At 62.4% G+C, this 23,676-nt stretch carries 24 protein-coding genes; 20 read left to right on the top strand and 4 right to left on the bottom strand.

Annotated features, from left to right (window positions below; translation table 11 throughout):
- Positions 1-18 precede the first annotated feature (18 nt).
- From PSEST_RS08330 to PSEST_RS08360, 7 genes are all read left to right on the top strand, one after another.
- On the top strand, positions 19-768 hold the full coding sequence (locus PSEST_RS08330) for an electron transfer flavoprotein subunit beta/FixA family protein (protein WP_015276556.1): 750 nt from the start codon (positions 19-21) through the stop codon (positions 766-768).
- Positions 769-1,698: an electron transfer flavoprotein subunit alpha/FixB family protein gene (locus tag PSEST_RS08335; protein WP_015276557.1), complete on the top strand. Its 930-nt coding sequence runs from the start codon at positions 769-771 to the stop codon at positions 1,696-1,698.
- 125 nt (positions 1,699-1,823) lie between these two features.
- Positions 1,824-2,645 carry a substrate-binding periplasmic protein gene (locus PSEST_RS08340; protein WP_015276558.1) on the top strand — a complete coding sequence of 274 codons (822 nt, stop codon included), beginning with the start codon at positions 1,824-1,826 and terminating at the stop codon, positions 2,643-2,645.
- Between the two features lie 8 nt (positions 2,646-2,653).
- The gene (locus PSEST_RS08345; protein WP_015276559.1) at positions 2,654-3,010 is read left to right on the top strand and encodes a DUF4398 domain-containing protein; all 357 of its coding nucleotides are present in this window, start codon (positions 2,654-2,656) and stop codon (positions 3,008-3,010) included.
- Between the two features lie 14 nt (positions 3,011-3,024).
- Entirely contained in the window at positions 3,025-3,804 is a 780-nt protein-coding gene (locus PSEST_RS08350) for an OmpA family protein (protein WP_041756559.1), read from the top strand.
- Between the two features lie 103 nt (positions 3,805-3,907).
- Positions 3,908-5,338 carry a PLP-dependent aminotransferase family protein gene (locus PSEST_RS08355; RefSeq protein ID WP_015276561.1) on the top strand — a complete coding sequence of 477 codons (1,431 nt, stop codon included), beginning with the start codon at positions 3,908-3,910 and terminating at the stop codon, positions 5,336-5,338.
- Between the two features lie 34 nt (positions 5,339-5,372).
- Positions 5,373-5,888 carry a hypothetical protein gene (locus tag PSEST_RS08360; RefSeq protein ID WP_015276562.1) on the top strand — a complete coding sequence of 172 codons (516 nt, stop codon included), beginning with the start codon at positions 5,373-5,375 and terminating at the stop codon, positions 5,886-5,888.
- 42 nt (positions 5,889-5,930) lie between these two features.
- Here the strand turns inward: PSEST_RS08360 and PSEST_RS08365 are convergent, their stop codons facing one another.
- A complete protein-coding gene (locus tag PSEST_RS08365; RefSeq protein ID WP_015276563.1) occupies positions 5,931-8,489 on the bottom strand; it encodes an EAL domain-containing protein in 2,559 nt (852 codons plus the stop codon).
- A gap of 95 nt (positions 8,490-8,584) precedes the next feature.
- Entirely contained in the window at positions 8,585-8,752 is a 168-nt protein-coding gene (locus PSEST_RS21715) for a DUF2897 family protein (protein ID WP_015276564.1), read from the bottom strand.
- A gap of 187 nt (positions 8,753-8,939) precedes the next feature.
- Between PSEST_RS21715 and pyrF the strand changes: the two genes are divergently transcribed.
- On the top strand, positions 8,940-9,635 hold the full coding sequence (gene pyrF / locus PSEST_RS08370) for an orotidine-5'-phosphate decarboxylase (RefSeq protein ID WP_015276565.1): 696 nt from the start codon (positions 8,940-8,942) through the stop codon (positions 9,633-9,635).
- Positions 9,636-9,688: 53 nt separating this feature from the next.
- Here pyrF and PSEST_RS08375 read toward each other — a convergent pair whose 3' ends face one another.
- On the bottom strand, positions 9,689-10,693 hold the full coding sequence (locus PSEST_RS08375; protein WP_015276566.1) for an NADP-dependent oxidoreductase: 1,005 nt from the start codon (positions 10,691-10,693) through the stop codon (positions 9,689-9,691).
- Positions 10,694-10,910: 217 nt separating this feature from the next.
- On the opposite strand from PSEST_RS08375, the gene PSEST_RS08380 reads away from it, so the two are divergent.
- A complete protein-coding gene (locus PSEST_RS08380) occupies positions 10,911-11,672 on the top strand; it encodes an SDR family oxidoreductase (RefSeq protein WP_015276567.1) in 762 nt (253 codons plus the stop codon).
- A gap of 48 nt (positions 11,673-11,720) precedes the next feature.
- Here the strand turns inward: PSEST_RS08380 and PSEST_RS08385 are convergent, their stop codons facing one another.
- Positions 11,721-12,908: a benzoate/H(+) symporter BenE family transporter gene (locus PSEST_RS08385; RefSeq protein ID WP_015276568.1), complete on the bottom strand. Its 1,188-nt coding sequence runs from the start codon at positions 12,906-12,908 to the stop codon at positions 11,721-11,723.
- A 239-nt stretch (positions 12,909-13,147) separates the two neighbouring features.
- Between PSEST_RS08385 and fliE the strand changes: the two genes are divergently transcribed.
- The 11 genes from fliE to fliL all read left to right on the top strand — a co-directional run bounded on the left by fliE (position 13,148) and on the right by fliL (position 23,676).
- The gene (gene fliE / locus PSEST_RS08390) at positions 13,148-13,477 is read left to right on the top strand and encodes a flagellar hook-basal body complex protein FliE (RefSeq protein WP_015276569.1); all 330 of its coding nucleotides are present in this window, start codon (positions 13,148-13,150) and stop codon (positions 13,475-13,477) included.
- Positions 13,478-13,490: 13 nt separating this feature from the next.
- Positions 13,491-15,275, top strand: coding sequence for a flagellar basal-body MS-ring/collar protein FliF (fliF, locus tag PSEST_RS08395; RefSeq protein ID WP_015276570.1), 1,785 nt, complete (start codon positions 13,491-13,493; stop codon positions 15,273-15,275).
- Entirely contained in the window at positions 15,268-16,284 is a 1,017-nt protein-coding gene (gene fliG, locus PSEST_RS08400) for a flagellar motor switch protein FliG (protein ID WP_015276571.1), read from the top strand. The genes fliF and fliG overlap by 8 nt, the downstream gene beginning before the upstream one ends.
- 19 nt (positions 16,285-16,303) lie before the next feature.
- A complete protein-coding gene (fliH, locus tag PSEST_RS08405) occupies positions 16,304-17,080 on the top strand; it encodes a flagellar assembly protein FliH (protein ID WP_015276572.1) in 777 nt (258 codons plus the stop codon).
- Positions 17,070-18,428, top strand: a complete 1,359-nt coding sequence (gene fliI, locus PSEST_RS08410; protein ID WP_015276573.1) for a flagellar protein export ATPase FliI — start codon at positions 17,070-17,072, stop codon at positions 18,426-18,428. Before fliH ends, fliI begins: the two co-directional genes overlap by 11 nt.
- 3 nt (positions 18,429-18,431) lie before the next feature.
- Positions 18,432-18,884, top strand: a complete 453-nt coding sequence (fliJ, locus tag PSEST_RS08415; RefSeq protein WP_015276574.1) for a flagellar export protein FliJ — start codon at positions 18,432-18,434, stop codon at positions 18,882-18,884.
- 230 nt (positions 18,885-19,114) lie between these two features.
- Entirely contained in the window at positions 19,115-19,420 is a 306-nt protein-coding gene (locus PSEST_RS08420) for an STAS domain-containing protein (RefSeq protein WP_015276575.1), read from the top strand.
- 1 nt (position 19,421) lies between these two features.
- Positions 19,422-21,113 (top strand): fused response regulator/phosphatase, encoded by a 1,692-nt coding sequence (locus PSEST_RS08425; RefSeq protein WP_015276576.1) that lies wholly within the window; start codon positions 19,422-19,424, stop codon positions 21,111-21,113.
- 28 nt (positions 21,114-21,141) lie between these two features.
- Entirely contained in the window at positions 21,142-21,492 is a 351-nt protein-coding gene (locus PSEST_RS08430; protein WP_015276577.1) for an Hpt domain-containing protein, read from the top strand.
- A gap of 166 nt (positions 21,493-21,658) precedes the next feature.
- On the top strand, positions 21,659-22,900 hold the full coding sequence (locus PSEST_RS08435) for a flagellar hook-length control protein FliK (RefSeq protein WP_015276578.1): 1,242 nt from the start codon (positions 21,659-21,661) through the stop codon (positions 22,898-22,900).
- Between the two features lie 242 nt (positions 22,901-23,142).
- Positions 23,143-23,676 (top strand): flagellar basal body-associated protein FliL, encoded by a 534-nt coding sequence (gene fliL, locus PSEST_RS08440; protein WP_015276579.1) that lies wholly within the window; start codon positions 23,143-23,145, stop codon positions 23,674-23,676.

The following is a 23,676-nucleotide window of genomic DNA, read 5'->3' on the forward strand; positions in this document are numbered from 1 at the left end:
GAGAGTAACGAGGAATCCATGAAGGTTCTTGTAGCTGTCAAACGAGTGGTCGATTACAACGTCAAGGTTCGCGTCAAGGCGGACAATTCCGGCGTTGACCTCGCCAACGTCAAGATGTCGATGAACCCCTTCTGCGAAATTGCCGTGGAAGAAGCCGTACGCCTGAAAGAGAAGGGCGTTGCGAGCGAAATCGTTGTCGTCTCCATCGGTCCGACCGCTGCCCAGGAGCAGCTGCGCACCGCGCTGGCGCTGGGCGCCGACCGCGCCGTGCTGGTCGAGTCCAACGATGAACTGAACTCCCTGGCAGTCGCCAAGCTGCTCAAGGCCGTGGTCGACAAGGAGCAGCCGCAGCTGGTCATCCTCGGCAAGCAGGCGATCGACAGCGACAACAACCAGACCGGGCAGATGCTCGGTGCACTGACCGGCTACGCCCAGGGCACCTTCGCCTCCAAGGTGGAAGTGGCTGGCGACAAGGTCAACGTGACCCGCGAAATCGACGGCGGTCTGCAAACCGTCGCGCTGAGCCTGCCGGCGATCGTCACCACCGACCTGCGTCTGAACGAGCCGCGCTACGCGTCGCTGCCGAACATCATGAAGGCCAAGAAGAAGCCGCTGGAAGTGCTGACTCCCGATGCACTGGGCGTAGCCACCAACTCCACCGTGAAGACCCTGAAAGTCGAAGCGCCGGCTTCCCGCAGCGCCGGTATCAAGGTCAAGTCCGTGGCTGAACTGGTCGAGAAACTGAAGAACGAGGCGAAGGTAATCTAAATGACTATCCTGGTTATCGCTGAACACAACAATGCCGTCCTCGCGGCCGCTACCCTGAACACCGTTGCCGCCGCCAAGGCCATCGGTGGCGACATCCACGTACTGGTAGCCGGCAGCGGTTGCGGTGCCATCGGCGAAGCAGCCGCACAGATCGAAGGCGTAGCCAAGGTGCTGGTCGCCGACGATGCGGCTTACGCCAATCAGCTGCCGGAGAACGTCGCGCCGCTGATCGCCGACCTGGCGAAGAACTACAGCCACGTGCTGGCTGCAGCGACCACCAACGGCAAGAATTTCCTGCCGCGCGTTGCTGCTCAACTGGATGTCGATCAGATCTCCGAGATCATCGCGGTTGAAAGCGCCGATACCTTCAAGCGCCCGATCTACGCCGGTAACGCCATCGCTACCGTGCAGTCCAGCGCTGCTGTGAAGGTCATCACCGTGCGCGCCACCGGCTTCGATGCCGTGAATGGCACGGGCGGCTCGGCTGCGGTCGAGCAGATCTCCGGGACTGGCGATGCGGGCAAGTCCGCCTTCGTCGGCGAGGAGCTGGCCAAATCCGATCGTCCTGAGCTGACTGCTGCCAAGATTGTCGTGTCCGGCGGCCGTGGCATGCAGAACGGTGACAACTTCAAGCACCTGTACTCGCTGGCCGACAAGCTTGGCGCTGCGGTCGGTGCCTCTCGTGCCGCAGTCGATGCCGGCTTCGTGCCGAACGACATGCAGGTCGGTCAGACCGGCAAGATTGTCGCGCCGCAGCTGTATATCGCGGTCGGTATCTCCGGTGCCATCCAGCACCTGGCGGGCATGAAAGACTCCAAGGTGATCGTTGCGATCAACAAGGACGAGGAAGCGCCGATCTTCCAGGTTGCCGATTACGGCCTGGTGGGCGATCTGTTCGAGATCGTGCCGGAGCTGGAAAAGCTCGTCTGAAGTCGATCGCTGCAAGGAAAGAACCCGCTCATGTAGCGGGTTTTTTCATGGGCGATGGATGGGGGCGGCGGTGTAACATCGGCGAACCCGATCGGTACCGGTTCACTCACAGCAAGGGGATCTTCATGCGTTTCGCTTTTCCGAAATTGGCTCTGGCCGCGCTGGTGCTGGCAACGCCGCTCATGGCAACGGCAGCGGGAAAGTGTGATCGTCTGGTCGCTACCGGGGCGGCCGACAACCCACCGTTCTTATGGCGAGATCCGCAGAACCCCAAGCGCCTGGTTGGGGCCAACGCCGATCTGCTCGGGCAGATCGCCAAGTCTCTCGACCTGAAGCTGGATCTGCTTTACACAGGCGATCGCGCCAAAGCGCTCGAGGAGGTACGCAGCGGCCGGGTCGACGTACTCGCGGACGCGACCCTGACCGTGCAGCGGCTCGAAGAGCTGGATTTCGTTCACCCGCCCATCCTGCAGCTACAGACCGTGGCCTGGGTGCGCAATGAGCCGGGTTTCTTCTACGCGAGTCGCGAGGATCTGCGAGGCCATACCGGCATGACCGTCGGCGCCAGCCGACTGGGGAGTGAATTCGATGCCTTTGCAAAGAGCGATCTGAAATTGCAGCAGGTTCCCGGTCTGCCTCAAGGGCTGCAGAAGCTGGTGTCCGGCGGTGCCGACTATCTGTTGCATGAGCGCTACAGCGCCGTCGTTGCAGCCGATGCGGCGGGCGTTCTGGACAAGGTTCAGCGTCTCGAGCCGCCGGTCGTCGCGCGGGACATGCACCTGGCTATTTCCCACGACTCTGCCTGCAATGATCCTTGGTTGCGAGGACAGCTGGCGCGGAAGATGACAGAATTGCGTGCGGCCGGCGTGCCCGAGCAGCTGGTGGCGCATAATTTGACAGTCTGGAAGAACCAGCAGTTGGAGCGGGTAAACGCTCCGAAGAACTAGGATCCGCCGTGTTGAAACAGCTTTTCCCCAGCGTATTGTTGGCTGTCCTCCTGATGAGCGGGTGCGCGAGTGACCCCGCCCCGATCGAACAGCTGCGTCTGAGCGAACAGGCCATCGAGCAGGCGCGCTCCGTAGATGCCTCCGAGGCCTACGAGGAACTGATCCTTGCCGAGAGCAAGCTGAGCGCGGCTCGCGCCGCCCTGGAAGCAGGTGACAACCGCGAAGCGCGCGTGCTCGCTGAACAGGCAGAACTGGATGCCCGTCTGGCCGAAGCCAGGGTGCTCAAGGACAAGCGCCAGGCGCAAGTGGACGATCTTACCCGACGTATCCAGCGCTTACGCCAGCAACTGGGAGAGGTCCGGTGAGAAGCCCATTAGTCATGGTGGTTGCCGCGCTGCTGTTGGTAGGTTGCGTCAGTCAGGAAGCCGAGCGCGAGATCAGTCAGGCCTCCACTACGTTGGAGCGCGTGCAGGCCGACAGCATGGCTCAGCGTGCTGCACCGAAGGATCTACAGCGCGCACTGGAAACGCTGCAGCGCGCGGAACGCTTCAACGATTACTGGGGCGGCACCGCGGACGCGCGCCATTACGCTTATCTGAGCCAGCGCTACAGCGAGATCGCCGATCAGCAGGGCGCGTTGTTGCAGCATCAGGAGCAGGTTGCCCGGCTGGAAATGGAGCGTGACCGGCTGCGCCGCATGTTGCAGGACGCCCAGTTGATGACGGTCGAGCAGCAGGGACGGTGGCTGGAAGATCAGATGATGAGCCTGGCGGCGAGCGAGACTGATCGCGGGATGGTGATGACGCTGGGCGACCTGCTGTTCCATGCCGGCAGTGCCAGTTTGAACAGCTCCGCCAACCGGACCTTGCTCAAGCTCGTGCACTTCCTCCAACTCAATCCGCAGCGCAAGGTACGCATCGAAGGCTACAGCGACAGTCGCGGCGACCCGCAAGCGAATCTCGAACTGTCCCAGGCCCGGGCGCAGACCGTGGCCGACTTGTTGGTGAGTCTGGGTATCGCGGGCGAGCGTATCGAGGTGCGCGGTTACGGCGAGCGATTCCCGCTGGCCGAGAACGCGTCGGCCCGGGGCCGCGCGCAGAATCGTCGAGTCGAAATCCTGTTCTCCGACGCCGAAGGCAATCTCGGCCCTGATCGCTAGCGACACTACGTCGACTGTTTCGCCCACACTCAGTGCAACTGTATCGGTTCCATTCTGGGCTACTGAGCTACTGTTACGGTTCAGTTGGCAGGAGACCGACGAAATGACCAATCTGTTGCTCTATCAGCGCATTGCCCAGCAGCTTGCCGAAGACATCCGGCGGGGCGTCTATCGACCCGGCGAGCGTGTGCCTTCTGTGCGCAAGATGAGCCGACAGCTCAGCGTCAGCCACGCGACGGTTTTGCAGGCATATGCCAACCTCGAGGATCAGGGCATGATCCGCGCGCGTCCGCAATCCGGCTTCTATGTTCACCAGACACCGGTTCTTACTGCGCCGACGCCGGATATCGCGCAGGTCGAGAGGCCGACGCTGGTCACTCGCAGCAGCATCATCAATCAGGTACTCAGCGAGTCACGCCGCGAGGGCCTGATCCCTCTGGGCGCAGCCGTGCCCCACGTCGATTACCTGCCGGTGCGGGCGCTCCATCAGCAGCTCGCCAAAGTCACGCGCTTCCAGAGCCCGCGGGCGTTCAGCTACATGTTCAGCCCAGGTTACGAGCCGTTGCGCCGCCAGGTCGCGATCCGCATGCGCGACGCGGGGGTGGTGGTCGATTCGAGTGAGATCGTCATTACCCATGGATGTGTCGACGCGTTGCAGATGTCTCTGCGCGTACTGACCAAGCCCGGCGATCTGATTGCGGCCGAGTCACCGACTTACTATGGGCTGTTGCAGTTGGCCGATCTGCTCGGACTCAAGGTCATCGAAATCCCCAGTGATCCCGATACCGGAATGAGTCTGGAGGCGTTGCAGTTGGCGGCGGGGCAGTGGCCGATCAAGGCGTTGGTGTTGACCGCGCGGCTGAGCAACCCGTTAGGCGTGAGCATGCCTGACCATCGGCAGAAGCAGCTGCTGAGTTTGGCGGCGCGCTTCGACATTCAGATTGTCGAAGACGATATCTATGGCGAGCTGATGTTCGAGCAGGATCAGTACAAGGCGCTCAAGTCCAACGACCGTGAGGGGCGGGTTATCTACTGCTCGAGCTTTTCCAAGACGCTTTCGCCGGGCGTGCGGATCGGCTGGGTCATTGCCGGTCGGTACCAGCCGGAGATCGAGCGGTTGCAGACGTTCAGTACCCACTCCGCCTGTAGCGTGACGCAAATGGGGGTGGCTGCCTATCTCGAGAACGGTGGCTACGACCGGCATCTGCGAGCGATTCGCCAGGAGTACCGCAAGAACCTCAGCGCCTTTCAATTGGCGGTACAACGCTATTTTCCGGAAGGCACCCAGATGACGCGGCCCAAGGGCAACTTCATTCTCTGGGTGAGCCTGCCGGTGCGGGTCAATACGCAGGACCTCCACGTGAGGGCGCTGGAGCAGGGCATCAGCATCGCGCCGGGGCTGATCTTCAGTAACACTGAACAATTCAACCACTGCATTCGTCTCAATTGTGGGCTCCCCTGGAATAACGAGACCGAGCGGGCGCTGCGTACACTCGGACAGCTGGCTTTGGAGCTGTGCCGGGACGCACAATAGTATTTCTACCCCCGCAGTTGTGAGGTACGTCCCCATGCAAAGGCCGCTGGTGCTGTTGTTATTGTTGGCCTTGCTGGGCGGATGTGGTGATGATGATTCGAGGTCCGAGCCTGAGGATGTGCCTGCGCCAAGCGAGCCATCGGCGCAGGCTCCGGTTGTCTCCGAGCCTGCCGAGGCGCCGCCGGATCTGCAGATTGAACTGGCGGCACCCGAGGAATCTGCCGATCCGGCTTTGCCAGACGTGCAGATCAAAATTCCTGAACCTGAACCTGAATCGGCACCGCGGCCTGTTCCAGCCAAGCGCCCTGCGCCTCCGAAAGAGGAGGAGGTTCAGCTTGCCGAGCCTGAACTGGATCTGCACTTGCCGGAGGAACTCGTCGAGGAGCTGATGCCCGTTCCTAGTGCAGAGGCTGCGCGGCTGCTGCCGCCGCTTTTCGAGAACGGCAAGGCGTCTCAGTCGATGCAGATCGGCGGCCGCCTCATATCGGGCGAGAACGATGACGAGGCGTTGATCGACGGAGCTGAAATCCGTTTCGAGTTCAAGCGCTGAACTCAGGCACCTCGGTGACGAGGCGCGGTGTATCAATGGACATCAGCCGGCACCTGCAAGCAGCCGCCTCAATTCCTCGGCGGGCATGGGCAGGCTCATGTGAAAACCCTGCACCTCGGTACATCCGTCATCGGTCAGCAAGCGCAGTTGTTCTTCGGTTTCCACACCTTCGGCAGTCACGCGCATCTGCAGCCCTCGGCCCAGCTCGATCAGGGCGCGCACGATGGAATGATCTTCCATCGACTGTTCGATGCCGGCCACGAAGCTGTTGTCGATCTTTATCACATCGAACGGGTAGTGGCGCAGGCTGGTCAGCGACGAGTAGCCGGTGCCGAAGTCGTCCACGGCCAGGTGTACGCCGAGCGCCTTGATGCGCTTGAGCAGGTCCAGTGTGCTTTGGGTTTCCTGTAGCAACGCGCTCTCGGTGATCTCAAGTTCCAGACGCTCGCCCGCCAGGCCGTTCTCGTGCAGTGCCTGGCTTATCTCATCCAGCAGGCGGTCGTCATGCAGCTGCAGCGGTGAGAGGTTGACCGATACGACCATATCGACCGGCCAGGTGGCGGCCTGCTGACAGGCTTGCTGCAAGACCCAGCGGCCGAGCGGGATGATCAAGCCGGTTTCTTCGGCCAGCGGGATGAACTGCTCGGGCAGCAGCAGGCCGTGGGTGGGATGATGCCAGCGAACCAACGCCTCGGCGCCGATGATCCGCATGCCCTGGCTCAGGTAGCGCGGCTGATAATGGACTTCCAGGTGCTGTTCGGCGATCGCAACGCGCAGTTGCTCCTCGCGCCTGAGTCGTTCATGCAGACGCTGGTCCATGTCCCGCCCATAGGCGCGCCAGGTGCCACGGCCGGCATCCTTGGCCTGATACAGGGCGATGTCGGCGCAGCGCAGTAGTTCGTTGGCCTGGGTCGCATCCATAGGCGCCAGAGCCACACCGATGCTGGCGCCGATACTGATCTGATGGTTCTCATAGGCGAACGGCGAGCTGAGCGCCTCGATGATGCGGTTGCACAGCCGGTCGATGTCTTCGTCTTCGCTCATGCGATGCAGCGCGACGACGAACTCGTCACCACCCAGGCGCGCCACCAGATCGCCGTCGCGTGTGCGTTCGCGTAGCCGCGAGGCTACGCCCATCAGTACCTCATCACCCGCCGCATGGCCGAGGGTATCGTTCACCGGCTTGAAACGATCCAGATCGATGTAAAGCAGCGTCATCGTCGAGCCGCTGCGCAGTGATGCCAGGTTCTGCTCCAGGTAGTCACGCAGCCGGCTGCGGTTGGGCAGGCCGGTCAGCGGGTCGTGCTGCGAAAGGTACTGCACTCGCGCCTGCGCCTTGGTTTCCTCGGTGACGTCGCTGGCCGTGCCGCGGTAGCCGACCAGCTTGCCGTCATGCTGAATGCTGCGGGCCGCCAGCCGGCAAAAGCGCTCACAACCGTCTGCTGCCCGATAGCTGCTGCGCAGCGGCGTAATCTCCGGTGCTTCGAGCCAGCTGTGCAGCGCTGCGCTGTCGGAAATCAGCAGCTCCAGCAAGGGGCGGCCTAGCCACTCTCTGGGTTCATGGCCGGTGATTTGCCGAAAGCGGTTGGAGAGAAACGTCAGTCGCGCCTGGTCATCGGTCTCCCAGATCCAGTCGGAAGCCGCCTCGGCGACATCGCGAAAGCGTTCTTCACTTTCGGCTAACGCGCTTCGGCTGGCTGCGAGCCGTGCGTAGCTGACATCAAGCAGATGCATGGAGCGCAGGGCGTGGCGCATCAGCAGCCAGGCCAGCAATCCCAGACCGAGCGCGACCGCTGCCAGAATTGGCAGGGTGACCCAGAGCAATAGGCGACCAGGTTGGGGGGCGGTCCAAGTGAAGTGGATGGCTGAGCCGTTCTCCATCGTCTGCGCGATGCTGGGACCATCCAGTGGCGCCAGACCGCCGGCCAAACGCAGATGCTCGATTGCATACTGCGCGCCGATTTCCTCCAGCCGCGCTGCATCCAGCAGGTCGACGAAGAGCAGAATCGATGAGGGGCCGTCGATCTCCTCGACGTTGGCGCCGCCTGTGCTCAGCACCGCCGCGGCGACCAGTGCTGGCTGGCCTTCTGACCACAGTAGCGAGGACACGCCGGCATCCTCTTCCACCGCGGTGCGGGCGCGCGCCAACAGCTCCGGCAAGCCGCCCTGCAGGTACTCGCGGCTGTCTACCGGCTGCAATTTGCCACGGACTACCGAGTAGGCCGTTTCGCCATCCGGATTTATCACCAGTACCGCTTCGTAATCGAAATCCTTGTAAAGCGAGGGGCCGAGGTTGGCCTGGGTGTATGCCCAATCCGTATCGGGCTGCCCGTTGAGATGCCTGTAGGCGTCACCCCAGAAGGCATAATCGACGATGGAGCGATTCATCCAGTCGTGCTGGGCCTGCAGCGCCTTGCTGGCGAGGAACTGACTCTGTGCCAATGCATCCCGGTCGATATGCCGAGCGATGTTGATAAGCGCAAGCGCTGCTGCAACCAGTGCGGCGACTAGGAGCGCAACCATGCTGGGCAGGATACGTCGGGCGAACAGTGTTCTGGCCTTCGGCTTCATCGGGCCGTTGCCATTGGAAGGAGCGTGCATGCGGGGGTCCTTACTAGAACTGCAATGATCGCGGTTATGAAGGCCTTAAGCCACTACTGGCTAGCGAAAACTCGTGTCAGGTGCACGGGGCCGGGTTATCGATCACGCGATTCTTGCGCATCCGCTTCGGCATTGCGCTGGGCAATGCGTTTCTTTTGTTCTTCGGTTAACGGGATCTTGCGTGCGGTCGAGCGCAGCATCAGCAGACTGCCGACAATCGATCCGAGTGCGACGAGCAGAATCAGCCAGAAATACCAGGGCATGCTGTTTCTCCAGGCGAGTGGTTGATGGGGCGCTCGAGCTGCGACCTGTTGTGCACTTTACGGCGGCGCGCACGTGGGGTCACCAGTCCGGGACAAGCTCCTGCATGGATTTTGACCTTGTGTGAGGGCTTTCGTCGCGCTCGGTGTTTTCTGCGACAATGCGCGCCGACTTTTCCGAGGACGTGTCATGACCTGCCAGACTCCGATTATCGTAGCGCTCGATTTCCCCTCTCGCGATGCCGCGTTGGCATTGGCGCGGCAGCTCGATCCCAAGCTGTGCCGGGTCAAGGTCGGCAAGGAGCTGTTCACGCGTTGTGGTCCGGCGGTGGTCGAGGCATTGCAGGGAATGGGCTTCGAGGTGTTCCTCGATCTCAAGTTTCACGACATTCCCAACACCACCGCGATGGCGGTGAAGGCCGCTGCCGAGCTGGGTGTGTGGATGGTCAATGTGCACTGCTCCGGCGGGCTGCGGATGATGGCGGCGTGCCGTGAAACGCTTTCCGGTATGGCCGGACCCGCGCCGCTACTGATTGGCGTGACAGTGCTGACCAGCATGGAGCAGGACGATCTCGCCGGCATCGGTCTGGACGTTGCGCCGCAGGAGCAGGTATTGCGGCTCGCTGGGCTGGCAGCGCAAGCGGGACTCGACGGGTTGGTTTGTTCGGCGCAGGAGGCAGTGCCGCTCAAGGCGCAGTACCCGGCACTGCAGCTGGTCACCCCCGGCATCCGCCCGGCCGGTAGTGCGCAGGACGATCAGCGCCGCATCCTCACGCCAGCCCAGGCCATGGCAGCAGGCTCTGATTATCTGGTGATCGGCCGGCCGATCGCGCAGGCGGCTGATCCGGCGCAAGCGCTGGCAGCCGTGGTGGCCGAGCTGGCTTGAAGAAAAAAGGCTGGGCCTCACGGCTCAGCCTTTTTGACGCAGCGGACAGGTGCTCAGCTGACCTTGAGCACCAGCTTGCCGAAGTTGCCGCCGGTAAACAGCTTCATCAGCGTATCCGGGAAGGTCTGTAGCCCCTCGATGATGTCTTCCTTGCTCTTCAGTTGGCCGCTCGCGAGCCATTCGGCCATGTCGCGCATTGCCTCGGGATAGCGTGAGACGTAGTCGGTTACCACCATACCTTCCATCCGCGCGCGGTTGACCAGCAGCGACAGGTAGTTGGACGGCCCCTTCACCGCTTCCTTGTTGTTGTACTGGCTGATGGCGCCGCAGATCACTACCCGCGCGCCGACGCTGATGCGTTGCAGCACGGTATCCAGGATGTCGCCGCCGACGTTGTCGAAGTACACGTCCACGCCTTTCGGGCATTCGCGCTTCAAGCCAGCCGCCAGATCCTCGTTCTTGTAGTCGATGGCACCGTCGAAGCCGAGCTTCTCGGTAAGAAAGCGGCATTTGTCCGCGCCGCCGGCGATGCCCACCACGCGGCAGCCTTTGAGCTTGGCGATCTGCCCGGCGATGCTGCCGACTGCGCCGGCGGCGCCGGATATCACCACGGTTTCGCCGGCCTTGGGCTGGCCTACTGAAAGCAGCGCGAAGTAGGCGGTCATACCGGTCATGCCCAGCGCCGACAGGTAGCGCGGTAAGGGCGCCTGCTGTGGGTCGACTTTATAGAAGCCTTTCGGCTCGCCCAGGTAGTACGCCTGCACACCTAGGGCACCGTTTACGTAGTCGCCTTCCTTGTAGTCCGGGTGCTGCGAGGCGATCACCTTGCCGACGCCCAGCGCGCGCATCACTTCGCCGATGCCAACCGGCGGAATATAGGACTTGGCATCGTTCATCCAGCCGCGCATGGCCGGATCGATGGACAGGTACTCGACCTTGACCAGGATCTGATTCGGGACAGGCTCGCTCACCGGCTTCTCGACGTAGTCGAAGGTTTCCCGGGTCGGCGCACCGATCGGCCGCTGGGCTAGCAGGAATTGCTGGTTGAGCAGGGTCATGAAATAAGCCTCGTGTTTGCGAAAGGTTTGGTTTAGCCCGGCCAGCGTCGCGCCGCAAGGTACGTCAGCAGGCTGGAATGAATGGGCATCCAGTTCGGTGATATGACCGTGGCGGCAGTTAAATGCGCGAGCGCATAACGGTATAAGTTCGACCGGGAAGTCTTATGTGGTCATTTCGCGGCCACAAGGCGAGTCGAATTCTTCGGGAAGAACAATCATGAGCATGACATTCTCCGGGCAGGTCGCCCTGGTAACCGGCGCAGCGGCAGGTATCGGTCGCGCTACCGCGCAGGCGTTCGCCGAGCAGGGTCTCAAGGTGGTGCTGGCGGACATCGATGAGGCCGGCATCCGTGACGGTGCAGAAAGCATTCGTGCCGCTGGCGGTGAAGCGATCGCCGTACGCTGCGACGTGACGCGCGATGCCGAGGTCAAGGCGCTCATCGAGCAAGTGCTGGCGCAATTCGGTCGGCTCGATTACGCATTCAACAACGCCGGGATCGAGATCGAGCAGGGTCGGTTGGCCGAAGGCAGCGAGGCGGAGTTCGATGCGATCATGGGTGTCAACGTCAAGGGCGTGTGGCTGTGCATGAAGCATCAGTTGCCGGTGATGCTCGCGCAGGGCGGAGGTGCCATCGTCAATACCGCGTCAGTCGCGGGGCTGGGCGCCGCGCCGAAGATGAGTATCTACGCGGCGTCCAAGCATGCGGTGATCGGCCTGACCAAGTCGGCGGCGATCGAGTACGCCAAGAAAAAGATTCGTGTGAATGCCGTATGCCCGGCGGTGATCGATACCGACATGTTCCGCCGCGCCTACGAGGCCGATCCGCGCAAGGCTGAGTTTGCCGCCGCGATGCACCCGGTCGGGCGCATCGGTAAGGTCGAGGAGATCGCCGCCGCAGTGTTGTACCTGTGCTGCGATGGTGCCGCGTTCACTACCGGCCAAGCGTTGGCGGTGGATGGTGGGGCGACGGCGATCTAGCGAGCCTTGCCCGGCCTTCTCTGGGCCGGGCAACGCTTTTGACGCGGCCTAGCTGCGGCGGCTCAGAATCACCAACGTCAACACCCCCGCAATCAGCCCCCAGAGCGCCGCGCCGATTCCGAACAGGGTCAGCCCCGACGCCGTCACCATGAAGGTGATCAGCGCCGCTTCGCGCTCGCTGGGTTGCTGCATGGCCTGGGTCAGGCCTGAGCCGATGGAGCCGAGCAGCGCCAGTGCGGCGACCGACAACACCAGCGCCGCCGGAAAGGCGGCGAACAACGCCGCCAGGGTTGCTCCGAAGATCCCGGCGATTCCGTAGAAAACGCCGCACCAGGCAGCCGCCGTATAGCGTTTGTTCGGATCGGGGTGGGCTTCGGGACCCGCGCAGATCGCCATCGTGATCGCCGCCAGATGGATGCCGTGGGAACCGAAGGGTGCCAGCAACACCGAAGCGATACCTGTCGTCGAGATCAGCGGCGACGCGGGTACCTGATAGCCCTCGGCTCGTAGCACAGCCAGCCCAGGCATATTCTGCGAGGCCATGGCAATGACGAACAGCGGAATGCCGATGCTGAAAATGGCGGCAAAGGACAGTGCTGGCGTGGTCCATACCGGAATCGCCACCTGCAGACTGAAACGCTGAAAGTCCAGCAAACCGGAGACGCCAGCGATCAGGCAGCCGACCAGTAGCGCGGCGAGCACGGCGTAGCGTGGCTGCAGCCGTTTGGCCAGCAGGTAGCTGAAGAACATACCGAGCACCAGCACCGGCTGGACCTCCACAGCTTTGAATATCTCGATGCCGATATTGAACAGCACGCCCGCCAACAGCGCGGCGGCCAGCGACGCCGGCACACGCCGCATCAGGCGCTCGAAGCTGCCGGTCAGGCCGCACAGGGCAATCAGTGCCGAAGCGAAGATGAACGCGCCGATCGCTTCGCCGTATGGCACGCCGGGCAGGCTGGTAATCAGCAGCGCAGCACCAGGAGTCGACCAGGCGACCACCACCGGGGTGCGAAAGCGCAGTGACAGGCCAACGCTGCAGATGGCCATGCCGATCGACAACGCCCAGATCCACGATGAAATCTGCGCCGCACTCAGACCTGCTGCCTGGCCAGCCTGGAACATCAGTACCAGTGAGCTGGTATAGCCGGTGAGCATGGCAATGAAGCCAGCCACGATGGTCGAGGGCGAGCTATCGCTCAGGGGGCGCAAGGCGGTGCGGCTGATCTCAGTCATTTTGCTTTCTACTTATTAAAGATGCGGCGGTGCGCAACGGCGAACCTGGCGTACAAGCCTATTGGCCTCTGCCGGGCTGCGTCGCGGTACAGCCGCGAGTGCATCGGACGTAACAGTCGCCAGCCAGGGTGCAGGTCATCGCCGTACCAGGGCGATGCGCTACAATCTGGCACCCTTGTTGCTATCTAGAGTTTGCCTGCTGCGAAGCGTCAAAAAAACCGCAGCTGTTGGAGGGTTAGATGAGTCAGGGTGTTCAATTCAATCGCTTGATGCTGGAAATGCGGGCCATGCAAACCGATGCAATGGCGCGCGCCAAGCCGGAGGTCAAGACCCAGGAGGTCGGCGCTCCGAGCTTTTCCGACATGCTTGGCCAGGCGGTGAACAAGGTTCACGAAACCCAGCAGGTTTCGAGCCAGATATCCTCTGCCTTCGAAATGGGGCAGGGCGGTGTCGACCTGACCGAAGTGATGATCGCCTCGCAGAAGGCCAGCGTTTCCTTTCAGGCCATGACCCAGGTACGTAACAAACTGGTTCAGGCTTACCAAGACATCATGCAGATGCCGGTGTGAGGCGGGTTGAATCATGGCTGAAGCGTTGAGCAACGTTCCGGTGCCGGCTACTACCGAGAATGCCAAGAAGCCCTTGCTGGGTCTGTCGTTCCTGGAAAACCTGTCGGATATGTCGATGCTGCGGCAGGTTGGCCTGTTGGTCGGCCTGGCAGCCAGTGTCGCGATCGGTTTTGCCGTGGTGCTCTGGTCGCAGCAGCCTGACTACCGCCCATTGCTCGGCAGCCTGGCGGGGATGGACGCCAACCAGGTGATGGAAACCCTCGCCGCCGCGGATATTGCCTATACCGTCGAACCCAATTCCGGTGCCCTGCTGGTCAAGGCCAACGATCTTGCGCGCGCCCGTCTCAAGCTGGCCAGTGCAGGCATCGCTCCGGCCGACAGCAATATCGGTTTCGAGATTCTCGACAAGGATCAGGGCCTCGGCACCAGCCAGTTCATGGAAGCGACCCGTTATCGTCGCGGCCTTGAAGGCGAGCTGGGCCGGACCATCTCCAGCCTGAACAACGTCAAGGGTGCCCGCGTGCACCTGGCCATTCCGAAAAGCTCGGTGTTCGTTCGTGACGAGCGCAAGCCAAGCGCTTCGGTTCTGGTCGAGCTGTATCCGGGCCGCGCCCTGGAGCCGAGCCAGGTGATGGCAATCATCAATCTGGTGGCGACCAGCGTGCCGGAACTGAACAAGTCGCAGATCACCGTGGTGGATCAGAAGGGCAACCTGCTGTCCGACCAGCAGGAACTGACCGAGCTGAGCATGGCCGGCAAGCAGTTCGACTACAGCCGTCGCATGGAGAGCCTCTACACCCAGCGCGTGCACAACATCCTGCAGCCGGTGCTCGGCAGCGGCCGCTACAAGGCTGAAGTCTCGGCAGATGTGGACTTCAGCGCGGTCGAATCCACCTCGGAGACTTTCAACCCCGATCAGCCGGCGCTGCGCAGCGAGCAGAGCGTCAACGAGCAACGTCAGAGCAGCCTGCCGCCGCAGGGCGTGCCGGGCGCGCTGAGCAATCAGCCACCTGGACCGGCCGCTGCGCCTGAACAGGCCAATCAGGCCGCCGCTGCTGCTGGTGCTGTGGCCCCTGGTCAACCGCTGCTGGATGCCAATGGTCAGCAGATCATGGACCCGGCAACGGGCCAGCCGATGCTCGCACCCTTCCCGGCGGACAAGCGCGAGCAGGCCACGCGAAATTACGAGCTCGACCGTTCCATCAGCTATACCAAGCAACAGCATGGACGCCTGCGTCGCTTGTCGGTCGCCGTAGTGGTGGACGATCAGATGACGCTGAATGCAGCCGGCGAGATGGTTCGTGTGCCCTGGACTGCCGATGACCTGGCACGCTTTACCCGCCTCGTGCAGGACTCGGTAGGCTTCGATGCAAGCCGCGGCGACAGCGTCAGCGTGATCAACACGGCCTTCGTGGCGGACAGTTTTGGCGAAACCTTCGAAGAGATTCCGTTCTACTCGCAACCCTGGTTCTGGGATGTCGTCAAGCAGGTGCTCGGCGTGCTGTTCATCCTCGTGCTGGTGTTCGGTGTGCTGCGTCCGGTGCTCAAGAGCCTGACCAATCCCTCCAGTGGCAAGGAGCTGCAAGTCGCCAATGGTCCGGGTGATCTGGGTGACGAGGAAGGCCTGGAGTCGGGCCTGTCGAATGACCGGGTCAGTCTGAGTGGCCCGCAGAACATCCTGTTGCCAAGCCCCAGCGAGGGATATGAAGCCCAGCTGAATGCGATCAAGAACCTGGTGGCCGATGACCCGGGACGGGTAGCCCAGGTGGTGAAAGAGTGGATCAACGCTGATGAATGACAATCGACTTCCCGCCAAGCTCAACAAGGTCGACAAGGCAGCCATCCTGCTGCTCTCGCTGGGTGAAACCGATGCCGCGCAGGTTCTGCGCCATCTCGGTCCGAAGGAGGTGCAGCGGGTCGGCACCGCCATGGCGCAGATGCGCAATGTGCAGAAGACGCAGATCGAACAGGTGATGAGCGAGTTCGTCGAGATCGTCGGCGATCAGACCAGCCTGGGGGTCGGCTCCGATGGCTATATCCGCAAGATGCTCACCCAAGCCCTCGGTGAGGACAAGGCGGGCGGCCTGATCGATCGTATCCTGCTGGGCGGCAATACCAGTGGGCTGGACAGCCTCAAATGGATGGAGCCACGGGCGGTGGCCGATGTGATCCGCTACGAGCACCCACAGATCCAGGCCATCGTGGTTGCCTACCTCGACCCGGATCAGGCCGGCGAGGTGTTGTCGCATTTCGACCACAAGGTGCGGCTGGATATCGTGCTGCGCGTTTCCTCGCTCAATACCGTGCAGCCCGCTGCCCTGAAGGAGCTGAACCTGATTCTGGAGAAACAGTTCTCCGGTAGCACCAACACCAGCCGGGCCAGCCTAGGTGGCGTGAAGCGTGCCGCCGACATCATGAACTACCTGGACAGCTCCATCGAAGGCCAGCTGATGGACGCGATTCGCGACGTGGACGAGGATCTGTCCAGCCAGATCGAAGACCTTATGTTCGTCTTCGACAACCTTGCCGAAGTCGACGACCGTGGCATTCAGGTGCTGCTGCGTGAGGTATCCTCCGACGTGCTGGTGATGGCGCTCAAGGGCGCCGACGACGGCATCAAGGAGAAGGTCTTCAAGAACATGTCCAAGCGCGCCGGCGAGCTGCTGCGCGACGATCTGGAAGCCAAGGGGCCGGTGCGCGTCAGCGATGTCGAAAACGCGCAGAAGGAAATCCTCACCATTGCTCGCCGCATGGCCGAAGCCGGGGAAATCGTCCTAGGCTCCAAGGGCGGCGAAGAGATGATCTAAGCAGGTACGAACCCTACACATGGCCAAGGACAACCCCAGCGATCTCATTCGCGCGAAGGACGTCAGTTTGTTCGATCGCTGGTCTTTGCCCAGTTTCGATCCGCAAGGTGAAGAACAGCTGGTGCCTGCGGCTGCGGTCGTCGAGCAACCGGTCGAGGAGTTGGCGCGCAGCGAGGACGTTCCGGTCGAGGAAGTCAAACCGCTGACGCTCGACGAACTCGAGGCGATCCGCCAGCAGGCTTACAACGAGGGCTTCGCCACCGGCGAGAAGGACGGTTTTCACGCTGGGCAGCTAAAGGCCCGTCAGGAAGCCGACGCGGCGCTGGCGCCTCGCGTGGAAAGCCTGGAGCGGCTGATGGGTCAATTGCTCGACCCGATCGCCGATCAGGATCGCAACCTCGAACATGCGATGGCCACGTTGGTCAGCCACATGGCGCGCGAAGTGATCCAGCGCGATCTGCTGATCGATTCCAGCCAGATTCGCCAGGTGTTGCGCGAAGCGCTGAAGCTGTTGCCGATGGGGGCCAGCAACGTGCGCATTCACGTCAATCCGCAGGATTTCGAGCTGATCAAGGCGCTGCGTGAGCGTCACGAGGAAAGCTGGCGAATCCTCGAGGACAGCAGCCTGCTGCCCGGTGGCTGCCATATCGAAACCGAACACAGCCGGATCGATGCCAGCATCGAAACGCGCCTCACCCAGGCCATCAAGCAACTGTTCGAGCAGCAGCGCGAAAATGCCACTCATCCCCCGGCAGCGGATCTGACAATCGATCTGGAAGGTTCCGATGCGCCTTGAGCGGGTCAGTTTCGCCAAACGTTTCGAAGCCTATGAAGCGGCGATCAAGCTGCCCAGCCAGCCGCTGCTGGAAGGGCGCTTGCTGCGCATGGTCGGCCTCACGCTCGAGGCGGAAGGCCTGCGCGCGGCGGTCGGCAGCCGCTGCCTGGTGATCAACGACGACAGCTATCACCCCACCGAGGTCGAGGCCGAGGTGATGGGCTTTTCCAGCGGCAAGCTGTATCTGATGCCGGTCGGCAGCCTGGCGGGCATCGCCCCCGGTGCGCGTGTCGTGCCGCTGGTCAATACCGGGCGGCTGCCCATGGGCACGTCCATGCTCGGTCGCGTGCTCGACGGGGCGGGGCGTGCGCTGGATGGCAAGGGCGGCATGAAGGCCGAGGACTGGGTGCCGATGGATGGGCCGGTGATCAACCCGCTCAAGCGCCATCCGATCAGCGAGCCGCTGGATGTCGGCATCCGCAGCATCAATGGCCTGTTGACGGTCGGGCGCGGTCAGCGTCTCGGACTGTTCGCTGGTACCGGTGTCGGCAAGTCGGTGCTGCTGGGCATGATGACCCGTTTCACCGAGGCCGACATCATCGTGGTCGGGCTGATCGGCGAACGTGGCCGCGAGGTCAAGGAGTTCATCGAGAACATCCTCGGCGAGGAGAGCATCAAGCGTTCGGTGGTGGTCGCGTCGCCGGCCGACGAGGCGCCGCTGATGCGGCTGCGTGCCGCGCAATATTGCACACGAATCGCCGAGTATTTTCGCGACAAGGGCAAGAACGTGTTGCTGCTGATGGATTCGCTGACGCGTTACGCCCAGGCCCAGCGTGAGATCGCCCTGGCCATCGGTGAACCCCCGGCGACCAAAGGATACCCGCCGTCGGTGTTCGCCAAGCTGCCCAGTCTGGTCGAGCGCGCCGGTAATGCCGAGCAGGGCGGTGGTTCCATCACGGCGTTCTATACCGTATTGTCGGAAGGCGATGACCAGCAGGACCCGATCGCCGACGCCGCTCGTGGGGTGCTTGACGGGCACATCGTGCTGTCGCGCCGGCTGGCCGAGGAAGGCCACTACCCGGCGATCGACATCGAGGCCTCCATCAGTCGGGTCATGCCGCAGGTGGTAAGCGCCGATCACGTTCGCGCTTCGCAGCGCTTCAAGCAGTTGTGGTCGCGCTACCAGCAGAGCCGCGACCTGATCAGCGTCGGTGCCTACGTGCCGGGTGGCGATCCGGAAACCGACATGGCGATTGCACGGCAGGCTGAAATGGTCCGCTATCTGCGCCAGGGGCTCGGTGAAAGCGAAAACCTGGACCAGAGTGCCGCGCAACTGGCTGCGGTCTTCAGTCCACGGCAGGCGGGCTAACCGATGGCGGCCAGTCGAGCGGCGCGCCTGGCGCCGGTCATCGAAATGGCCGAGCGCGCGGAACGTGATGCCGCGCGCCTGCTGGGGCAGGCGCAGACGCAGCTCGCGCAGGCTGAAACCAAGCTCGCCGAGCTCGATCAGTACTTTCGCGATTATCAGCAACAGTGGATGCAGCAGGGTAGCCAAGGCGTTTCCGGTCAGTGGCTGATGAACTACCAGCGTTTTCTGTCGCAGCTGGAGTCGGCTATCGGCCAGCAGCAGCGCAGCGTCAACTGGTATCGCGACAATCTGCTCAAGGTCCGTCAGCAGTGGCATCAAAAGCATGCGCGCTTGGAGGGCCTGAGCAAGCTGATCGAAAGCTATCAGCGCGAGGCGCGCATCGCGGCAGACAAACGTGAACAAAAGTTGCTCGACGAATTCGCTCAGCGGCTTGCCGGGCGTGCTCGCGACCTATGACCACACCCGCCATGCTTCGGCGCGATCCGGCCGGATTCGTGCTTGCCGTGTTGTAGCTTGAATGATAAATCTTCACCCGTTTTCCACGCAGCGACCATCGACCCTGGATAGACGTTCGATCCGGCCCGGTACGGTCGCTGCACATCCAGCCCGAATACGGCTGTCACTACGCTTAAGCGACGGCTGCCAATGCGCGCGGCCTCAAGACGTTCCGGATCAGGGAGTGCCACATGACCATTAACTCGCAGCCTTCGGTGGATGGGCAGGAGCTGACCATTTCCATTAGCGGACGCTTCGACTTCAATGCGCATCAGGCCTTCCGCGATGCTTATCAGCGTCAGGACGTGAACCCTCAGCGTTACGTGGTGAATCTGCAGGGCACCACCTACATGGACAGCTCCGCGCTGGGCATGCTGCTGTTGCTGCGTGACCACGCCGGCGGCGATGAAGCCGACATTCGTCTGCTCAATTGCAGCCCTGATGTTCGCAAGATTCTTTCGGTATCCAACTTCGAACAACTGTTCGTGATTGCCTGACATGCCCATGCGGCTGTCGATTCTGATCGCCGAGGACAGCCCGGTCGATCGAATGCTGCTTTCAACGATCGTTACCAGGCAGGGACATCGGGTACTTACCGCGGCGGATGGTCAGGAGGCGGTCGAGCTGTTCCAGCAGGAGCGGCCACAGCTGGTGCTGATGGATGCCCTGATGCCGGTGATGGACGGTTTCGAGGCGGCACGACGGATCAAGCAGCTCGCCGGTGATGAGCTGGTGCCGATCATCTTTCTGACTTCGCTGACAGAAAACGAAGCGCTGGTGCAGTGCCTGGAAGCAGGTGGCGACGACTTCATTGCCAAGCCTTACAACCCGATCATTCTCGAAGCCAAGATCCAGGCCATGCACCGCCTGCGCCGACTCCAGGCGACGGTGCTCGAGCAGCGCGACCTGATTGCCAGGCGCAACCAGCAACTGCTCGCCGAGCACCGGGCGGCCAAGGCGATCTTCGACAAGGTTGCCCATGCCGGTTGCCTGAGCGCGCCGAATATCCGTTATCGCCAATCGCCGCAAGCCCTGTTCAATGGTGACCTGCTACTGGCGGCCCAGGCGCCGGCAGGGCAGATGTTCGTCCTGCTCGGCGATTTCACCGGGCATGGTCTGCCCGCGGCCATCGGTGCCATGCCGCTGGCAGAGACTTTCTACGGGATGGCCGCCAAGGGCTACTCCGGCGCCGATATCCTTCGTGAGATGAACGCCAAGCTCAAGCAGATCCTCCCGGTGGAAATGTTCTGCTGCGCGATGTTGCTCGACATCAATCCCAAGCAGGGCAGCCTGCGTGTGTGGAACGGTGGGTTGCCGGATGGTTACCTGATAGGTGCCAATGGCCAGCGCACCGCTCTGGTGTCGCGGCATCTGCCGTTGGGGGTGGTCTCTGCTGCGGCGCTCGACGACAAGTTCGAGCATTACCCGCTGGCACCCGGCGACCGACTGCTATTGCTGTCCGATGGCGTGGTGGAGAGTCGCAACGCCGACGATGAGCTGTTTGGCGAACAGCGCTTGCTGGCTGCGCTGACTGCCAATCGCGATCCGGCGCAGCTCTTTGATGAGATCGAGCAGGCGCTGCTGGATTTCCATGGCCAGCAACACGACGACCTTAGCCTGGTCGAGGTCGTGGTCACTGATGAGGCGATGGCAATGCCGCTGGTTGCGCCGGCTACTGCGCATCGCTCGCGGCCCATGGATTGGTCGGTGCGGCTCGAGCTGCGCGCCGAAAGCCTGCGTAGCGGTAATCCATTGCCGATGCTGTTGCAGCTGCTTCTGCAGGTCAACCAGCTGCGCCCGCGTGCTGGTGCGATCTACGCGGTGCTGGGCGAGCTGTATTCCAACGCGTTGGAGCACGGGGTGCTTGGTTTGGATTCGGCACTGAAGCGTGACGCCGAGGGCTTCCAGCGTTACTACGATCTGCGCCAGCAGCGGCTGCAGGCCCTGGCGGAGGGGTATGTGCATCTGGAGCTGGCCATCAGAACCGACAGCCAGGGCGGACGCTTGCGCATTTCCATCGGTGACAGTGGCGCCGGGTTCGACGTGACGCGCGCGCTGCAGGTTCAGCTGGGCAGTGGTCGTTTCAGTGGTCGCGGGCTGCATCTGGTGCGCCAGTTGAGCGACGGATTCGACTGGCAGTCGGACGGCCGCGGCCTGAGCGTGGAGTTCGTCTGGCGGCCTGATGCATAATCCGCCGCTTTCAAGCAGGAGTGTGCCGGTGTCCAACACTCATCTCGACAGCGCTGTGCTGGCCACGCTGCAGGACGTCATGGAGAGTGAATATCCGGCACTGCTGGATACCTTCCTTGCCGACTCCGAAGAGCGCGTGCGCCTGCTGCGGCAGGCCTGTCAGGCCGAGCAGGCCGAAGCGCTGCGGCGCGCCGCGCACAGCTTCAAGGGCAGTTGCAGCAATATGGGCGCGGTGCTCCTGGCGGAGCTTTGCCAGGAGCTGGAAACCGCGGCGCGAAACGAGCAGCTCGCCCTCGCGCCCGCGCTGATTGCGTCCATCGAGCGAGAATTCGCCATCATTGGCATCCTGTTCCGGGCCGAGCGTCAGCGCTACGGTTGAGCGGCAAAACTCTGGCGCGTGCATAGTCTGGGTCCGCCTGATAACGATCGCCTCAGCGCCGGCCGCACGCATATCTGCACGAGCCAAACCACTAGTCAGGCTGCTTTCGCTCTGGCCCAAAACTTGCTCTGTTACTGCCACGATCCATCCGTAGCGGAATGACCTCATGGCTGTTTCCCCCGACCTGTTACTCAAAACCCCTTCAGTCGATTCGCGTGCGAAGACTTCGACCAAGGCTCCCGACGCGCCACGCGAGGGGCGGGATAGCGGCAGCTCCAGCTTTTCCGACGTTTACGCGAAGGAGCGCCAGACCAAACCGGTCGAGCGTCAGGCGCGCAACGACACCAGTCGTGACAAGCCGGTGGATGACAAAAGCAGGCAAGCGGTCGCCGACGCCGCCGGTGACGGAAAGCCGGCGGTTGCCGAAAGCGGCAATCCGTTGCCATCGGACGCCCCATCCGAAGAGCTGCCGGATACCGAGCTTGATCCTCTTCTGCTGCTGGGGCTGGGAGGGCAGTTCGTACCGCAGGCCGAGGCTCAGCCTGTCACGCAAGTGCCGGGTGAAACCCTGTTGACCGGCCTGCCGCTTACCCCGGGGCTCATTTCAGGGGAAGCCGAGCAGGTGGCGGACGAGCCATCGATCACAGGCTTGCAGGCCGCGGATGAAATGCCGGTCGGGGTGCAGAAGCCAGTTCAGCAGTTACCGAATCCGCTCGTCGATGCGCAGGCCAAGGCCGAGGCGGATGATGGCTTCTCTAGCGTTTTGCTGGCGGGCAAGGAGTCGGCTGATGGCGAGGAGCCTGAGCTTGAGCTGGCAGGGAAAGATCTTCTGGATGCAGTTGACGGTCCCAAGGAAAGCCGCGCTTCCAGCGCCAGTGAGCTGGCCTCGTCGCGCCTTAACCCGTTGAGCCAGGCGATCACCCAGCAGGTCCAGCAGGCGCAGCGGCCCGGGCTGGTGCCGGGCCAGCCGGTACAGATGCAGCAGCCTGGCTGGAGCGAGGCCGTGGTCGACCGGGTGATGTGGCTATCCAGTCAGAATCTCAAATCGGCGGAAATCCAGCTCGATCCCGCAGAGCTTGGCCGCATGGAAGTGCGCATCGACCTGACCAAGGACCAGGCCCAGGTCACCTTCCTCAGCCCACATGCCGGTGTTCGTGATGCGCTGGAAGGGCAGATGCAGCGTTTGCGTGAGATGTTTACCCAGCAGGGCATGAATCTCATGGACGTCAACGTCTCCGACCAGTCGCTCGCCCGCGGATGGCAGGGCGGTACCGATGGTGGTGGATCTTCCCGTGGCGGCTCCTCGGCGGAAGGCGAGGCGGACGACGGCGAGGTCCAGCTGGGTGTCAGCGAGATTGCCGGCAATCGCAGCGCCGGGAATCGCGGGCTGGTCGACTTTTACGCTTGACCGATGGATCGGCGCTTGCCGATCCGCACCGACGTAGCCGCAGCGGGCTGCGTCGGTTTTCTGCCGCCTGTCGCTGCGAGGCGTCGGGCATCGTCAGTCCCCGCAATGTGAATCCGTTATTCCTGATACGGTGTCGGCTCGGCAACACAGCCTTGCAGGGCGGCCTTGTCGATGCGTTGGCACAGCTGTTGCTCTTAACTCATAAAACCAGAACTAAACGCTGTTGATGACGGATATTTGGCATGGCTAAGAAACAGGCTCCAGCGGCAGTGCCGCCAACCGGGCCGGAAGCGGCTTCGGCAGGCAAGGGGCGGTTGAAACTCATCATCGTGATCGTGGTCGCCATGTTAGTGGCCGTGGGGCTTTCCATCGGCGGCACGCTGTACTTCATGGGTAAGGGCGATGACCTCGATGCCGACAAGGCACAGGAATCGGCGGCAGCCGTGTCCGGCAAGCAGCCTGCTATCTACGAAGTGCTGATGCCGGCCTTCGTGGTCAACTTCAGCCACAACGGGCGGCAGCGCTACATGCAGGTCAGCATCGCGTTGATGTCACGCGATCAGGCGGCGCTGGACGCCCTCAAGGTGCATATGCCGTTGTTGCGCAATCGCCTGGTCATGCTGTTCTCCAGCCAGGATTTCGAGGCCTTGAAAACGCCGGTCGGCAAGGAGATGCTGCGTCAGCAGGCCACGGCCAGCGTGCAGGAGCTGGCACAGAAGGAAATTGGCAAGCTTGCCGTCGAGCAAGTGCTGTTCACCAACTTCGTATTGCAATAG

The sequence above is a fragment of the Stutzerimonas stutzeri RCH2 genome, assembly GCF_000327065.1.
Lineage (GTDB): Bacteria > Pseudomonadota > Gammaproteobacteria > Pseudomonadales > Pseudomonadaceae > Stutzerimonas > Stutzerimonas stutzeri_AE.

Excerpts from the sequence above, each read along its gene's own strand:
- pyrF (WP_015276565.1), top strand. The coding sequence starts at position 8,940 with ATGACCTGCCAGACTCCGATTATCGTAGCGCTCGATTTCCCCTCTCGC.
- PSEST_RS21715 (WP_015276564.1), bottom strand. The coding sequence starts at position 8,752 with ATGCCCTGGTATTTCTGGCTGATTCTGCTCGTCGCACTCGGATCGATT.
- PSEST_RS08340 (WP_015276558.1), top strand. The coding sequence starts at position 1,824 with ATGCGTTTCGCTTTTCCGAAATTGGCTCTGGCCGCGCTGGTGCTGGCA.
- PSEST_RS08420 (WP_015276575.1), top strand. The coding sequence starts at position 19,115 with ATGACCATTAACTCGCAGCCTTCGGTGGATGGGCAGGAGCTGACCATT.
- PSEST_RS08435 (WP_015276578.1), top strand. The coding sequence starts at position 21,659 with ATGGCTGTTTCCCCCGACCTGTTACTCAAAACCCCTTCAGTCGATTCG.
- PSEST_RS08350 (WP_041756559.1), top strand. The coding sequence starts at position 3,025 with ATGGTGGTTGCCGCGCTGCTGTTGGTAGGTTGCGTCAGTCAGGAAGCC.
- PSEST_RS08375 (WP_015276566.1), bottom strand. The coding sequence starts at position 10,693 with ATGACCCTGCTCAACCAGCAATTCCTGCTAGCCCAGCGGCCGATCGGT.
- PSEST_RS08365 (WP_015276563.1), bottom strand. The coding sequence starts at position 8,489 with ATGCACGCTCCTTCCAATGGCAACGGCCCGATGAAGCCGAAGGCCAGA.
- fliE (WP_015276569.1), top strand. The coding sequence starts at position 13,148 with ATGAGTCAGGGTGTTCAATTCAATCGCTTGATGCTGGAAATGCGGGCC.
- fliH (WP_015276572.1), top strand. The coding sequence starts at position 16,304 with ATGGCCAAGGACAACCCCAGCGATCTCATTCGCGCGAAGGACGTCAGT.
- PSEST_RS08385 (WP_015276568.1), bottom strand. The coding sequence starts at position 12,908 with ATGACTGAGATCAGCCGCACCGCCTTGCGCCCCCTGAGCGATAGCTCG.
- PSEST_RS08360 (WP_015276562.1), top strand. The coding sequence starts at position 5,373 with ATGCAAAGGCCGCTGGTGCTGTTGTTATTGTTGGCCTTGCTGGGCGGA.
- PSEST_RS08380 (WP_015276567.1), top strand. The coding sequence starts at position 10,911 with ATGAGCATGACATTCTCCGGGCAGGTCGCCCTGGTAACCGGCGCAGCG.
- PSEST_RS08335 (WP_015276557.1), top strand. The coding sequence starts at position 769 with ATGACTATCCTGGTTATCGCTGAACACAACAATGCCGTCCTCGCGGCC.
- fliI (WP_015276573.1), top strand. The coding sequence starts at position 17,070 with ATGCGCCTTGAGCGGGTCAGTTTCGCCAAACGTTTCGAAGCCTATGAA.
- PSEST_RS08355 (WP_015276561.1), top strand. The coding sequence starts at position 3,908 with ATGACCAATCTGTTGCTCTATCAGCGCATTGCCCAGCAGCTTGCCGAA.
- fliG (WP_015276571.1), top strand. The coding sequence starts at position 15,268 with ATGAATGACAATCGACTTCCCGCCAAGCTCAACAAGGTCGACAAGGCA.
- fliJ (WP_015276574.1), top strand. The coding sequence starts at position 18,432 with ATGGCGGCCAGTCGAGCGGCGCGCCTGGCGCCGGTCATCGAAATGGCC.
- PSEST_RS08425 (WP_015276576.1), top strand. The coding sequence starts at position 19,422 with ATGCCCATGCGGCTGTCGATTCTGATCGCCGAGGACAGCCCGGTCGAT.
- PSEST_RS08330 (WP_015276556.1), top strand. The coding sequence starts at position 19 with ATGAAGGTTCTTGTAGCTGTCAAACGAGTGGTCGATTACAACGTCAAG.
- fliL (WP_015276579.1), top strand. The coding sequence starts at position 23,143 with ATGGCTAAGAAACAGGCTCCAGCGGCAGTGCCGCCAACCGGGCCGGAA.
- fliF (WP_015276570.1), top strand. The coding sequence starts at position 13,491 with ATGGCTGAAGCGTTGAGCAACGTTCCGGTGCCGGCTACTACCGAGAAT.